Genomic DNA, 14390 nt, shown 5'->3' with positions numbered 1-14390 from the left:
TGGCGGTTATTTCTTTAAATACTGAGTTTGCATGTGGTCATGCGATTTTGGACTTAGCAAAATCAATTCGGTCCGACGCTGTTGTGGGAAGGGTCTGGTCCGTTAATAAGGAGTGACCCGGCGAGCGTGCCTGTCTTCCCATCACTGTTCGCGTGCCAGGCCGGCCTGGCACGCCCCCGAATTCGAAGGACCCACCCCATGCTGCTGCGCCATCCTCCATTCCTGTTTGCCGCCCTGACGTTAAGCTCACTGGTGCATGCCGAAGACCTGCAATTGGCGCCGGTCGAAGTCACCACCAGCGAAGCCAGCGCCGGCGAAGTGGCCCAGGCACAGCTCCAGAGCGTCCCCGGCGCCAGCAATTTCATCGACATGAGCAGCGTGCAGCAGGGGCGGGTGAGCAGCAACGAAGACGTGTTCAAGTACCAGGCCGGGGTGTACGCCAAGGCGGCGAATAATGAAGGGGTGAAACTCTCGATTCGCGGTTCGGGCCTGAACCGCAGCCCGGGTTCCCATGCCTCCGGGCTGTATGAAATGTTCGACGGCCTGCCGCTCACCGGCCCCGGCGGCACGCCTTACGAACTCAAGGATCCGTTGTGGCAAAGCCGTGTCGAGGTGTTGCGCGGCGCCAACGGCTTTGATCAGGGCGCGCTGGCCCTGGGCGGTTCGGTCAACTACGTGACGCATACCGGCTTTGATGCGCCTAAGCTGCAACTGCGCTATGAAACGGGCAGCCGCGGTTATGCCCAGCGCGAGATCAGCTCGGGCCAGGTGCTGGGCGATGCAGACTACTACATCAGCCTCACCGACTCGCAATCCGACGGTTATCAGCGCCAGAGCGCCGCCACCGGCAAAGGCGTGGCGGCCAACTTCGGCTACCGCTTCAACCCGGACCTGGAAACCCGTTTTTACTTCCGTTACCGAGAAACCACCAACGACACCCCCGGCAAGCTCACCCGCGCGCAGATCAGCCACGACCCGCGTGCCGCCAACAGCCTCAACGCCGCCCGCGACTCCAAGCGCCTGCAACCGGGCTCCACCTGGATCGCCAACAAAACCACCTTGCAGCTGGACGACAGTTCGCGCCTTGAAGTCGGGCTGGCCTATCACGATTACCCGATGGACCTGCGCGAAGGCACCAACCGTCTCAAGGTGGCTTACACCGACATCAGCAGCAGCCTGAATTACATCCGCCAGGACACGCTGTTCGGCCACGACAGTAAAACCACGCTCGGCCTGCGCACCACCCAGGCGATGCCCAACAATGGCGCGTCGGAATATGTACGCACGCCTGCCGGCAATACCGCCACCTATGCACCCGGCACCAAGACCCGCGACTACAGCTACTTGGGCTCCGACACCGTGCTGCATATCGGCAACGACCTGGAACTGGTGCCGGATCTGTGGCTGACCACCGGCCTGGCCGCGATCTACACCCGCCGCGAAACCCAGGTGACCTACCCCGAAGGCCAGGCGCCGCTTAGCCAGCACGACTGGGACTACGCGCCACGCATCGGCCTACGCTACGACTTCAACCCGCAATTGCAGGTGTACGGCAACCTGAGCCGCTCGGTCGAGCCGCCGCACGCGTGGTCGATGATCTGGGGTTCCAACAAGTACTTCACCAGCGGCGCGGCGACAGGCCTGGCGCGTGAAGGCGTGAGCCTGAAAAACCAGACCGCCACCACCCTGGAAATCGGCGGCCGCGGCGAGGCATGGCTCGGCCAGTGGGACCTGGCGCTGTACCGCTCCGAAGTGCGCCACGAATTGCTCACCGTGGAAACCCAAGCGCAGACCTCGACCAGCAATGCCATCGTCGCTGAATCGAATGCCAGCCCCACCGTGCACCAAGGCGTGGAACTGAGCCTGCTCAGCCCGCTGTGGGACGGCGCCGGCAACGGCAAGCTCGCCTTGCGCCAGGCCTACACCTTCAGCGACTTCCATTACCGCGACGACGACCGTTTCGGTGACAACACCTTGCCGGGCATCCCCAAGCACTACTACCAAGCGCAACTGCGCTACAGCCACCCGACGGGCCTCTACACCAGCCTCAACACCGAGTATTCGTCACGTGTGGCGGTGGACTATGCCAACTCCTACTACGCCGCGTCCTACACCACCCTCGGCGCAACCTTTGGTTACGACGCGCCAAAACAGGACTGGCAAGCCTGGGTCGACCTGCGCAACCTCACCAACCGCCGCTACGCTAACACCGTGACCCCGGTCTACGACGACAAGGGCCTGGACGCGGCGCGCTCGACCCCGGCGGATGGGCGGGGCATCTACACGGGTGTGTCGTGGAGCTGGCGCTGAGGGCACACTGGCTCCCAAACGCAAGCGGCTTTTTTGGGGAAAGCGGATTTTTTTGGGGAAAGTGGCTTTTTTTGGGGAGAGTGGCTTTTTTGTGGCGAGCGGGCTTGCCCGCGTTGGGCTGCGCAGCAGCCCCAAAACCAGGCACTGATGAGGGCCTGGCACACTGCATTTCGCCATACTGGGGCCGCTTCGCAGCCCAACGCGGGCAAGCCCGCTCGCCACAAGGGCAATCGTGGAAGGCCCTTGCCCCCGAATCGATTTACTGGCATTGTTCGCGCAATTGGTAATATTTCCCATTTGAGAAGTTTTTGCGCATGCATGATATTCCGGCCGCGCTGGGCGATTCAGTCCGTCAACAGACCCTTACGGCGATGTATAGCGAGCACCACGGCTGGTTGCACAACTGGCTGCGCAAAAAACTCGGCTGTTCCCAACATGCCGCCGACCTGGCCCACGACGCGTTTATCCGCGTCCTGATGTTGGCCGAGCCGCAACATATCAAGGAGCCCCGGGCATTTCTGGCGACCACGGCGGGGCGCCTGTTGATCGATGGCGCCCGCCGTCGACGCATCGAAAAGGCCTACATGGAAGCGCTGGTGATCCAGTCCGAAGACGCCGGCATGCCCGACCCCGCCGCGATCCATGTGGCGCTGCAAGCCCTGGAACGCATCGCCGAGATGCTCGCCGGCCTGCCGGCCAAAGCCCGTGAAGCCTTCCTGCTGAGCCGCCTCGACGGGCTGACCTACAGCGAAATCGCCACCCGCCTGGACGTGTCTTCCAGCAGTGTCAAAAACTATATTTCCAGCGCGCTGGTGCATTGCTACCACAGCTTGCATGGGGCTGATCCGCTGGCATGAACTCCGAACAGATCATCCAGCAAGCGGCGAATTGGCTGACACGCCTGCACGACGAAGACGTCAGCGACGCCGAGCGCCGTGCCTTCAACGCCTGGTGCCAGGCCGACCCGCGTCACGCCGTGGCCATCGAGCGCATGCGTTCGCTGTGGGGCAGCCTCGACACCTTGCCCGCGCAACCGGCACGCATCGCCCTGAACCGCGCGTTTGCCCCGCAACGCTCGCGCACCGTGCCGGTGGTGGGGGTACTCGGTGTGTTGCTGTGTGGCTGGCTGGGGTTGTCGCAGTTGCCCGTGTGGATGGCCGACCAACGCACCGGCGTCGGTGAACGCCGCCAGGTCGCCCTCGAAGACGGCAGCCAATTGCAGCTCAACAGCAACTCGGCGGTGGACGTGAAATTCGACGGCCACCAGCGTGTTATCGAGTTGCTGCAAGGCGAGCTGTGGGTGGAGGTGGCCAAGGATGCGCAACGGCCGTTCGTGGTGCGCACCGATCAAGGCACCGCCACCGCCTTGGGCACGCGCTATATGGTCAAACGTGCGGCGGACGGCACCACGCTGGTGACGGTGATCGAGTCCACGGTGGCCGTTAAAGGCGACAACGAGGCCGGGGTCAAGGTGACGGCCGGCCAGCGCTCGATCCTCGCGCATGGCCATGCCACACCTGCGCAGGCCACGGGCAATTCCGACCCGGATGCGTGGACGCGCGGCCTGCTCAAAGTCGATGACCAACCCCTGAGCGAGGTGCTGCAAACCCTGGCCAGCTATCGCCACGGCCTGGTGCGCTTCGACCCCCAGGCCCTGCAAAACCTGCGGGTGTCCGGTGTATTCAAACTCGATGACACGGCGGCGGCGCTGGCGACCCTGGCGGATAACCTGCCGATTCAGGTGGAGTACTTCACCGACTTGCTGGTGGTGGTCAAGCCGCGCTAGGTTTCGTTCTGGCGCAGGCGCTTGTAGAGGGTATTGCGGCTCACCCCCAGCTCCCGCGCCAGGTGGGAAATATTCCCGCCGGCCGCTTTCAGACGCTGAGTCAGGTCGATGCTGTCGTCCAGATACTCGCTGGCGGGCAAGGGTGGCGCCACGTTCAGATCCACAAAGAAATCATCCGGCAGATGCTCTGCGCGGATCGGTTGTTCCTCGGCCATCGCCAGGGCCACCTGCAACACACTGCTGACCTGACGCAAATTGCCCGGCCACGGGTGCTGCTCGAACAGCGCCAGCACCTCGGCGCTCAGCCCGGCCCATTGGGTCGGCTCGCGGTGCTGCTGCCACAGTTGCTGGAACAGCGCCTGCTTGTCGGTCCGCTCGCGCAACGGCGGCAGTTCGAGCGTCAGGCCGCCGATGCGGTAGTAAAGGTCCTCACGAAAACGCCCGGCCTGCACCAGCTCGCGCAGCGCCCGGTTGGTGGCCGAAATAATCCGCAAATCCACCGGGAATAACTCGCTGCTGCCTACCGGCTGCACGCAACGCTCCTGCAACACACGCAATAGTCGCGCCTGGGTTGGCAGGGGCATATCACCGATTTCATCGAGAAACAGCGTGCCTTTATCCGCCTTGCGGATCAGGCCGATGCTGCCTTTCTGATTGGCGCCGGTGAACGCGCCTTTTTCGTAGCCGAACAGTTCCGATTCCACCAGCTCAGCGGGAATCGCCGCACAGTTCACCGCGATAAATGCCTGCCGGCTTCGGGAACTGGCGCTGTGCAGGGCTTTGACGAACACCTCCTTGCCCACGCCGGTTTCGCCATGAATCAACAGCGGGATGTCCTTTTCCAGCAAACGTTCGGCCTGGCGCACGGCTTTTTCCACGCGAACATCGCCAAAGTGCAAGGTCGTCAGGCCAATCGCGGCTGGTTTTGGCGCGACCGGCTCGCTGAATACGCGCGCCTGCACCGGCATCTGTTTCGGCCGTTTGAGCAAGCACTGGAAGCGATTACGTCCTGCCGCCTGCAGTGAAAAGGGCAGCCCTTCGGGTTGGTTGAGCAACTCCAGCAGCGAGACCTTGAACAAACTGTCGATCATCACCCGCGACAAACTGATGCCCAGCAGGTTGTCGGCGCGGCGGTTGGCCGAGAGCACCTGGCCGCTGTCGTCAAAAATCAGCAGGCCGGCCCATTGGCTGTCGAGGTTGCTCAGGCCGGTGTTGAAGGTCAGTTGGAAGTGCTCACCGCGAAACAGGTTGAGGATCAGCCGGTTCTCCACGGTCTGGCTCATCATCTTGACCATGCCCAGGGTGTGGGAGGGCGGCAGGTAGCTGTCGCTGGACACATCCAGCACGGCGATGATCTCGCGCTGGGCATCGAAGATCGGTGCCGCGGAGCCGGTCATGAAACGGTTGGCCTTGAGAAAATGTTCGTCATGTTCGATGTGCACCGCCTGGGCACAGGCCAGCGCGGTGCCGATGGCATTGGTGCCGCTGGCGCGCTCCATCCAGCTGGCGCCGGCGCTGAAACCCCGGGCCAGCTTGGGGTCGATAAAGCGCTGGGTGCCCCAACTGGTCAGCACCTGGCCCTGGTTGTCGGCCAGCATGATCAGGCAGTTGGAATTGCTCAGGATGTTTTCGTAGTAGGGCAGCACTTCCTGATGGGTGGTCTGCACCAGGGAATGCTGGCTTTCCAGCAACTGGCTGATGCCCTCGGCCGGCAGTTGGTCGAAGCTGGGCGTGCTCTGGTGGTCCAGGCCAAAGGCGCGGCAGCGGCGCCAGGATTCCTGGATAAGGGTGTCGTGAGCCAAGGGTTCGGCCATAGGGTGACCTGCGTTTTTATTGTTATTGGGTCTTGCACAATCTACCTGAAGAAATCGGTTCAACATGTGGGAGCGGGCTTGCTCGCGAATGCGCTGGACCAGTCGACATAGGTATTGACTGACCCGGCGCATTCGCGAGCAAGCCCGCTCCCACATTTGCCCTGTGTTGATCATCAGAGTGTTGTTCAGAACTGTTCATTGTCAACCCCCGGATTGTTCAGTTGTTCAGCCCGGCCAGTTCATTTGTGTTCACTCCTGAACATCGCGTTTAGTCCATTTCCTTGTGGATCAAGCACCTGCCGCTTTTGGCACGAAACTCGCTCTGTCGACTGGCCAGATTCATTCCAATAATAAAAAGGTCGTGTCATGTCATTGACCCTGGAAAATGTCTCCCGCGTCGTCGAAGGCCAAACCTGGATCGACGATGCCAACCTGCGGTTCGAAGCCGGTTCCTTCAACGTGTTGCTCGGCCGTACGCTCTCCGGCAAGACCAGCCTGATGCGCCTCATGGCCGGTCTGGACAAGCCCGACAGCGGCCGCATCCTGATGAACGGCGTGGATGTCACCCACAAACCGGTGCGCCTGCGCAACGTGTCGATGGTGTATCAGCAGTTCATCAACTACCCCACCATGACGGTGTTCGAGAACATCGCCTCGCCGTTGCGCCAGGCCGGTGTGTCCAACGAGGTGATCCAGAGCAAGGTGCTGGAAACCGCGAGGATGCTGCGCATCGAGAAATTCCTTCAGCGTCACCCGCTGGAGCTGTCCGGCGGCCAGCAGCAGCGCACGGCCATGGCGCGGGCGCTGGTCAAGGATGCCGAGCTGATCCTGTTCGATGAGCCTTTGGTAAACCTGGACTACAAACTGCGCGAAGAGCTGCGTCAGGAAATGCGCGAGCTGTTCAAGGCGCGCCATACCATCGCCATCTACGCGACCACCGAACCCAACGAGGCTTTGGCCCTGGGCGGCACCACCACCATCCTTCACGAAGGCCGGGTGATCCAGAGCGGCAAGGCCGCCGAGGTGTATCACCAGCCGCAGACGGTGCTGGCCGCCGAGCTGTTTTCCGAGCCGCCGATCAACCTGATGCCGGGGCGTATCAGCGGCAACGAAGTGAGCTTCGCCAACTTTGTGCACTTCCCGCTGAACGTCGACCTGCGCCCGATTGGCGAGGGCGAATTCCGTTTTGGCGTGCGCCCCAGTCATATCAGCCTGGTGCCGAGCAACGACGATGACCTGGAGCTGGCGGTGACGGTGGAAGTCGCCGAGATCAGCGGCTCGGAAACCTTCCTGCATGTGCGCAGCGAGCACTTCCTGTTGGTGCTGCACCTGCCGGGGGTGCATGAGTACGACGTCGATGCGCCGATCCGCGTGTATATCCCCACCCATAAACTGTTTGTGTTCGATGGCCAGGGCCGGTTGGTCCAGGCTCCCGGGCGCCGCGTCGCGAGGGTTGCCTGATGGCCGAGATCCATTTGCAGAACCTGGCGCATAGCTACAGCCCTACGCCGAGCGGTCCTGAAGACTATGCGATTCGGGAAATGAACCACGTGTGGGAGCAGGGCGGTGCCTACGCCTTGCTCGGCCCGTCCGGCTGCGGCAAATCGACCTTGCTCAATATCATCTCCGGCCTGCTCAGCCCGTCTGAGGGCCAGGTGCTGTTCGACAGCAAAGTGGTGAATGACCTCACACCGGAAAAACGCAACATCGCCCAGGTGTTTCAGTTCCCGGTGGTGTACGACACCATGACGGTGTTCGACAACCTGGCTTTCCCGCTGCGAAACCAGGGCATGGCCGAGGCGAAAATTCACAGCAAGGTGCAGGAAATTGCCGAGGTTCTTGACCTGCAAAACCTGCTGAGCAAAAAGGCCCGCAACCTTACCGCCGATGAAAAACAGAAGGTCTCCATGGGCCGTGGGCTGGTGCGTGATGACGTGTCGGCGATCCTCTTTGATGAGCCGCTGACGGTGATCGACCCGCACCTCAAGTGGAAGCTGCGGCGCAAGCTCAAGCAGATCCATGAGCAGTTCAATATCACCATGGTCTACGTCACCCACGACCAGCTGGAAGCCTCCACCTTCGCCGACAAGATCGCGGTGATGTACGGCGGGCAGATCGTGCAGTTCGGTACGCCGCGGGACCTGTTCGAGCGGCCGAGCCATACCTTTGTCGGCTATTTCATTGGCAGCCCTGGGATGAATCTGATCGAGGTGCAGGCCGAGGCCGGTGGCGTGTGCTTTGCCGGTACGCATCTGCCGCTGCCCGAGGCCTTGCAGCAACGCATCGCCAACACGGACTACAAAAAACTGCAGGTGGGTATTCGCCCGGAATTTATCCACGTGTGGGACGAGTACAACCCCGACGCGCTGCAAGCCGATGTCGTGCATGTCGAAGACCTTGGCACCTACAAGATCATGACCCTGAGCCTGGACGGCGCCACCCTGAAAGTGCGCCTGGCCGAAGACAAACCGGTGCCGGAGGGCAAGGCCTGCATCAGCTTCCCCGCGCAATGGCTGATGCTCTACGCCGACGATTACCTGCTGGAGGTGCAGCCATGAACAAGGTGCAGAACAACAAGGCCTGGTGGCTGGTGTTGCCGGTGTTCCTGCTGGTGGCGTTCAGCGCGGTGATCCCGATGATGACGGTGGTCAACTACTCGGTGCAGGACATTTTCGACCAGTCCAGCCGCTACTTTGTCGGCGCCGACTGGTACAAGCAGGTGCTGCTCGACCCGCGCCTGCATGATTCGTTGCTGCGCCAGTTCATCTATTCGGCCTGCGTGCTGCTGATCGAAATCCCCTTGGGCATCGCCATCGCCCTGACCATGCCGACCAAGGGCCGTTGGTCGTCGCTGGTGCTGATCGTGCTGGCGATTCCGCTGCTGATCCCCTGGAACGTAGTGGGCACCATCTGGCAGATTTTCGGCCGCGCCGATATTGGCTTGCTGGGCTACAGCCTTAACGCATTGGGCATCAGCTACAACTATGCGGCCAACACCATGGACGCCTGGGTCACTGTGCTGGTGATGGACGTGTGGCACTGGACCTCACTGGTGGCGCTGCTGTGCTACTCCGGCCTGCGCGCCATCCCGGATGTGTACTACCAGGCCGCGCGGATTGATCGCGCATCGGCCTGGGCGGTGTTCCGACATATCCAGCTGCCCAAGATGAAAAGCGTGCTGCTGATCGCGGTAATGCTGCGCTTTATGGACAGCTTCATGATCTACACCGAGCCCTTCGTACTGACCGGCGGCGGGCCAGGTAACGCCACCACGTTCTTGAGTCAGACCTTGACCCAGATGGCCGTAGGCCAATTCGACCTGGGCCCGGCAGCGGCGTTCTCGCTGGTGTATTTCCTGATCATCCTGTTGGTGTCCTGGCTGTTCTACACCGCCATGACCCACTCCGACGCCAACCGCTGAGGCCGCCAACATGAGCAAGCGCAAGGTTATTCCGCTGCTGATCTACATCCTGTTCCTGCTGGTGCCGATCTACTGGCTGCTGAACATGTCCTTTAAGAGCAACACCGAAATCCTCGGCGGGCTGACGCTGTTTCCGCAGGATTTCACCCTGGCCAACTACAAGGTGATCTTCACCGACCCGAGCTGGTACACCGGTTACCTCAACTCGCTGTACTACGTGAGCCTGAACACGGTGATCTCCCTGAGCGTGGCGCTGCCGGCGGCCTACGCGTTTTCACGCTACCGTTTCCTCGGCGACAAGCACCTGTTTTTCTGGCTGCTGACCAACCGCATGGCGCCGCCGGCAGTGTTCTTGCTGCCGTTTTTCCAGCTGTATTCGTCCATCGGGCTGTTTGATACCCACATCGCCGTGGCCCTGGCCCACTGCCTGTTCAACGTGCCGTTGGCGGTGTGGATCCTGGAAGGTTTCATGTCCGGGGTGCCCAAGGAAATCGACGAAACCGCCTACATCGACGGCTATAGTTTTCCCAAGTTTTTCGTGAAGATTTTTATCCCGTTGATCGGCTCCGGCATCGGCGTAACGGCGTTTTTCTGCTTTATGTTTTCCTGGGTCGAGCTGCTGCTGGCGCGCACCCTGACCTCGGTCAACGCCAAGCCGATTGCGGCGGTGATGACGCGCACGGTGTCGGCATCGGGTATTGACTGGGGCGTACTGGCGGCGGCGGGGGTGTTGACTATCCTGCCAGGCATGCTGGTGATCTGGTTTGTTCGTAACCACGTGGCCAAGGGCTTTGCCCTGGGCCGGGTCTGAGGAGTCGATGATGGAATGGATGGCCTGGACCACCCCCACAGCCCTGTTCTTTGGCGGCATCGCGCTGATTCTGGCGGGCATGACCACCTGGGAACTGCGGTCGCCGAGCATCCCTCGGCGTGGCTTTTTACCGATCAGCACCACCCGTGGTGATCGCCTGTTTATCGGTCTTCTCGGCAGCGCCTACCTGCATTTGCTGGTCATCGGCGTTACCGACTGGAGCATCTGGGTGGCGTCCGCGCTGTCCCTGGTATGGCTGTTGAGTGTGATGCGTTGGGGCTAGTGCCCTTGTGAACAAACAATCAGGAGGTCTCTATGTTGAATAAAAACAATAAGCTGCGACATAGCATTTCATTGGCCGCCGTATTGGCCCTCAGCGGTTTGAGTGCCTCGGCCTGGGCCGATGCGTATGAAGATGCCGCGAAAAAATGGATCGGCAGCGAGTTCAAACCATCCACCCTCACGGCCGAGCAGCAGCTTGAGGAACTCAAGTGGTTTATCAAGGCGTCGGAACCGTTCCGTGGGATGAAGATCAACGTGGTGTCGGAAACCCTCACCACCCATGAGTACGAGTCCAAGGTGCTGGCCAAGGCCTTCAGTGAAATCACCGGGATCAAGCTGACCCACGACCTGCTGCAAGAAGGCGACGTGGTGGAAAAGCTGCAAACCCAGATGCAGTCCGACAAGAATATCTATGACGGCTGGGTCAACGATTCCGACTTGATCGGTACGCATTTTCGCTATGGCAAGACCGAATCCATCACCGACCTGATGGCCAACGAAGGCAAGGCCTTCACCTCGCCGACCCTGGATATCAAGGACTTTATCGGTATCTCCTTCACTACCGCGCCGGACGGCAAGATCTACCAGTTGCCCGACCAGCAGTTCGCCAACCTCTACTGGTTCCGCGCCGACTGGTTCGAGCGTCCGGAGCTGAAAGCCAAGTTCAAGGAAAAGTACGGCTATGAGCTCGGCGTGCCGGTGAACTGGTCGGCCTATGAAGACATCGCCAAATTCTTCAGCGAAGACGTCAAGGAAATCGACGGCAAGCGCATCTACGGGCACATGGACTACGGCAAAAAAGACCCATCCCTGGGCTGGCGCTTCACCGATGCCTGGTTCTCCATGGCCGGCGGCGGTGACAAAGGCCTGCCCAACGGGTTGCCGGTGGACGAGTGGGGCATTCGCGTGGAGGACTGCCACCCGGTGGGCTCCAGCGTCACCCGTGGCGGCGACACCAACGGCCCGGCCGCCGTATTCGCCACACAGAAATATGTGGACTGGATGAAAGCCTACGCGCCACCGGAAGCGGCGGGTATGACCTTCTCCGAATCCGGCCCGGTGCCGTCCCAAGGCAACATCGCCCAGCAGATCTTCTGGTACACCGCCTTTACCGCCGACATGGTCAAGCCGGGCCTGCCTGTGGTGAATGCCGACGGCACGCCGAAATGGCGCATGGCGCCGTCACCTGTAGGGCCTTACTGGGAAAAGGGTATGAAGAAGGGCTATCAGGACGTAGGCTCCTGGACCTTCCTCAAGTCGACGCCTGAGAAACAGAAACTCGCGGCCTGGCTCTACGCGCAGTTTGTGACCTCGAAAACCGTGTCGCTGAAGAAAACCATTGTGGGCCTGACGCCGATTCGTGAGTCGGATATCAACTCACAGGCCATGACCGACATGGCGCCCAAACTCGGTGGCCTGGTGGAGTTCTACCGCAGCCCGGCGCGCACCGAATGGTCGCCGACCGGCACCAACGTGCCGGACTACCCACGCCTGGCGCAACTGTGGTGGAGCAACATCGCCGCCGCCGCCAGCGGCGAGAAAACCCCGCAACAGGCCCTCGACAACCTGGCCAAGGAGCAGGACGCGATCATGACGCGCCTGGAGCGCTCCAAGGTGCAACCGGTATGCGGCCCGAAAATGAACCCCGAACGTGACGCGCAATACTGGTTCGACCAGCCGGGCGCGCCTAAACCGAAACTGGCGAACGAGAAGCCGAAAGGCGAAACCGTGAACTACAACGACCTGCTCAAGCAGTGGGAGGCGGCGCGTAAGTAACAGCGGGGGTGTAGAGGAGGACAGAACGGCACGCTAGCGTGCCGTTTTGCTTTTGTGACCTGCACGCTTTTGTGCAAAACGGACTTGTCTGGCAAATGGGCTTTGTGGCAAGCAGGCATGTGTGGCAAATGAGCTTTGTGGCAAGCAGGCATGTGTGGCAAATGAGCTTTTGTGGCAAGCAGGCATGTGTGGCAAATGAGCTTTTGTGGCAAGCAGGCATGTGTGGCAAATGAGCTTTTGTGTTAAGCAGGCATGTGTGGCGAGCGGGCTTGCCCGCGTTAGGCTGCGAAGCAGCCCCAAAACCAAGCGCTGCGGTCTTTCAGGAAAATCTCAGCGCCTTTACTGGGGCTGCTGCGCAGCCCAACGCGGGCAAGCCCGCTCGCCACAAAAGCCGACCTGCCACAAAAGCCTGTCTGCCACGCAAGCCCGCTTGGCACAATAGGCTCGCGCTACGCTGCCTGCGGCTGAACCTGCAGTTCGCCGTTCACGTCCTTGACCAACCCACTGGCCAAAAACAGCGGTGCCAGGCGTTTGTGCAGTTGCGGTTCGACAAATTCCTTCACGGTTTCCAGCCCAAGCACACCACTGAGCGGCAGTTCCGCCTTGGTGTAGGACAGCCACGCCTTCTTCAGCGCCATCAACACATCGCTGCCCGCCGTGGTGGCGAAGCGGCGGTGGGTCGGTTTGCCGTCGAAGGTGAAGCTGTGCTGAAACTCATAACCGCTTTCGTCGCCGCCGCTGGCGGTGCAGCGAATGCAGGTGCACGGGCCGTCGCCGAAGGCGCTGCGCAGGTAGGTGTTGAAATCCACCACGGGTTTGAGTGACAGGCGCTTATCCACCTCGAACAGGTCCCCGGTCATTTTATCGTCAGTGTTCAACGTCCATTTCCTCGCAGTGTGTGGCTGTTTTACAAAGCGCGGCACGATACCAGTCGCGCGCAGGTTTGGGGATTATTTGCATAACAATAGATCCCGATATTCTTTTGCTGTCTTAAAAACCGCCGCTACGCTCCATCACCTTCCCGAAAACGCGGCAGATCCCCATGACTTTCAAGCGTTCCTCCCTGACTCTTTTGGCTGCGTCCCTGGCCGCCGCCAGTGCCTTGCTCAGCCCCGGCGCCCACGCCGAAGGCAAGATCAGCATCGCCCAGCAATTCGGCATCGGCTACCTGATCCTCGATGTGGTGCGCGACCAGCACCTGATCGAAAAACATGGCAAGGAGCAGGGGCTGGATATTCAGGTGGAATGGAACAGCATTTCCGGCGCCACCGCCATGAACGAATCGTTGCTGGCCGGTGCCCTGGATGTGGTCTCGGCCGGTGTGCCGCCCATGCTCACGCTGTGGGACCGCACCAAGGGCAAGCAGAACGTCAAGGCCATCGCTTCCCTCGGCTCGATGCCCAACTACCTGCTGACCAACAACCCCAAGGTCAAGACCCTGCAGGACTTCACCGACAAAGACCGCATCGCCGTGCCCGCCGCCGGCGTGGGCTTCCAGTCGCGCACCTTGCAGATCGAAACCGCCAAGCAGTTCGGCGACGCCAACTACAAGAAGTTTGACGATATCTCCATCAGCCTGGCCCACCCCGACGCCACGGCGGCGCTGATTGCCGGTGGTTCGGAGATCAACTCGCACTTCTCCAGCCCGCCATTCCAGTACCAGGAACTGTTGAATCCCAACGTGCACAAGGTGCTCAGTTCCTACGACATCCTCGGCGGGCAGGCGACGTTCAACGTGTTGTACACCACGCAGAAATTCCACGACGAAAACCCTAAGACCTACAAAGCCTTCTATGCCGCGCTGGCTGAAGCCGAGAAGATCATCAAGGCCGACAAACCCGCAGCGGCCAAGGCCTATATCCGCGTAGAGCAGTCGAAGTTGCCGTTGGACCTGGTGGAGAAAATCGTCCAGGACCCGGAAATCGACTTCACCATCGTGCCCCAGCGCACCTATATCTACGCGGAGAAATTGCAGGAACTGGGCGTGCTGAAAAACAAGGCGGCCAGCTGGAAGGATTACTTCTTCGAAGAGGCCCATGCTGGCAACGGCAGCTGACCTGTAAACCCAATCAAATGTGGGAGGGGGCTTGCCCCCGATAGCGGTGGGCCAGATACACATCTATTGACTGACACACTGCCATCGGGGGCAAGCCCCCTCCCACATTTGGATCTCCACAATTATGGGATTCG

At 60.8% G+C, this 14390-nt stretch carries 12 protein-coding genes; 10 read left to right on the top strand and 2 right to left on the bottom strand.

Features of this window, described 5'->3' with window-relative positions; translation table 11 throughout:
- Nucleotides 1-198 precede the first annotated feature (198 nt).
- From CXQ82_RS18600 to CXQ82_RS18590, 3 genes are all read left to right on the top strand, one after another.
- Entirely contained in the window at nucleotides 199-2310 is a 2112-nt protein-coding gene (locus tag CXQ82_RS18600) for a TonB-dependent receptor domain-containing protein (RefSeq protein ID WP_101271594.1), read from the top strand.
- 314 nt (nucleotides 2311-2624) lie between these two features.
- Complete coding sequence (locus CXQ82_RS18595) at nucleotides 2625-3167, top strand: sigma-70 family RNA polymerase sigma factor (RefSeq protein WP_101271592.1); 543 nt, start codon at nucleotides 2625-2627, stop codon at nucleotides 3165-3167.
- Nucleotides 3164-4096: a FecR family protein gene (locus tag CXQ82_RS18590; protein ID WP_101271590.1), complete on the top strand. Its 933-nt coding sequence runs from the start codon at nucleotides 3164-3166 to the stop codon at nucleotides 4094-4096. Before CXQ82_RS18595 ends, CXQ82_RS18590 begins: the two co-directional genes overlap by 4 nt.
- On the opposite strand, the gene CXQ82_RS18585 is transcribed toward CXQ82_RS18590, so the two are convergent.
- On the bottom strand, nucleotides 4093-5910 hold the full coding sequence (locus CXQ82_RS18585; RefSeq protein WP_101271588.1) for a sigma-54-dependent Fis family transcriptional regulator: 1818 nt from the start codon (nucleotides 5908-5910) through the stop codon (nucleotides 4093-4095). The two genes, CXQ82_RS18590 and CXQ82_RS18585, sit on opposite strands and share 4 nt — an antisense overlap.
- Before the next feature lie 366 nt (nucleotides 5911-6276).
- On the opposite strand from CXQ82_RS18585, the gene CXQ82_RS18580 reads away from it, so the two are divergent.
- From CXQ82_RS18580 to CXQ82_RS18555, 6 genes are read left to right on the top strand one after another with little or no spacing between them, the layout of a single operon-like run.
- Nucleotides 6277-7371, top strand: a complete 1095-nt coding sequence (locus CXQ82_RS18580; protein WP_101271585.1) for an ABC transporter ATP-binding protein — start codon at nucleotides 6277-6279, stop codon at nucleotides 7369-7371.
- Nucleotides 7371-8468 (top strand): ABC transporter ATP-binding protein, encoded by a 1098-nt coding sequence (locus tag CXQ82_RS18575; protein ID WP_101271583.1) that lies wholly within the window; start codon nucleotides 7371-7373, stop codon nucleotides 8466-8468. The genes CXQ82_RS18580 and CXQ82_RS18575 overlap by 1 nt, the downstream gene beginning before the upstream one ends.
- On the top strand, nucleotides 8465-9331 hold the full coding sequence (locus tag CXQ82_RS18570) for a carbohydrate ABC transporter permease (protein WP_017527241.1): 867 nt from the start codon (nucleotides 8465-8467) through the stop codon (nucleotides 9329-9331). Before CXQ82_RS18575 ends, CXQ82_RS18570 begins: the two co-directional genes overlap by 4 nt.
- 10 nt (nucleotides 9332-9341) lie before the next feature.
- Nucleotides 9342-10142 (top strand): carbohydrate ABC transporter permease, encoded by an 801-nt coding sequence (locus tag CXQ82_RS18565; RefSeq protein ID WP_003174634.1) that lies wholly within the window; start codon nucleotides 9342-9344, stop codon nucleotides 10140-10142.
- Nucleotides 10143-10152: 10 nt separating this feature from the next.
- Nucleotides 10153-10425: a DUF2160 domain-containing protein gene (locus CXQ82_RS18560; protein WP_003232363.1), complete on the top strand. Its 273-nt coding sequence runs from the start codon at nucleotides 10153-10155 to the stop codon at nucleotides 10423-10425.
- 32 nt (nucleotides 10426-10457) lie between these two features.
- On the top strand, nucleotides 10458-12200 hold the full coding sequence (locus CXQ82_RS18555; RefSeq protein WP_101271581.1) for an ABC transporter substrate-binding protein: 1743 nt from the start codon (nucleotides 10458-10460) through the stop codon (nucleotides 12198-12200).
- Nucleotides 12201-12649: 449 nt separating this feature from the next.
- Here CXQ82_RS18555 and CXQ82_RS18550 read toward each other — a convergent pair whose 3' ends face one another.
- Nucleotides 12650-13078: a hypothetical protein gene (locus tag CXQ82_RS18550; RefSeq protein WP_101271579.1), complete on the bottom strand. Its 429-nt coding sequence runs from the start codon at nucleotides 13076-13078 to the stop codon at nucleotides 12650-12652.
- A gap of 164 nt (nucleotides 13079-13242) precedes the next feature.
- On the opposite strand from CXQ82_RS18550, the gene CXQ82_RS18545 reads away from it, so the two are divergent.
- Nucleotides 13243-14256: an ABC transporter substrate-binding protein gene (locus CXQ82_RS18545; RefSeq protein ID WP_101271576.1), complete on the top strand. Its 1014-nt coding sequence runs from the start codon at nucleotides 13243-13245 to the stop codon at nucleotides 14254-14256.
- Nucleotides 14257-14390: the final 134 nt, after the last annotated feature.

Origin of the sequence: Pseudomonas sp. S09G 359 (genome assembly GCF_002843605.1) — a bacterium.
Taxonomy (GTDB): Bacteria; Pseudomonadota; Gammaproteobacteria; order Pseudomonadales; family Pseudomonadaceae; genus Aquipseudomonas.
The sequence above is the reverse complement of the archived record's forward strand: the minus strand, read 5'-3'. Positions and strand labels throughout refer to the sequence as shown.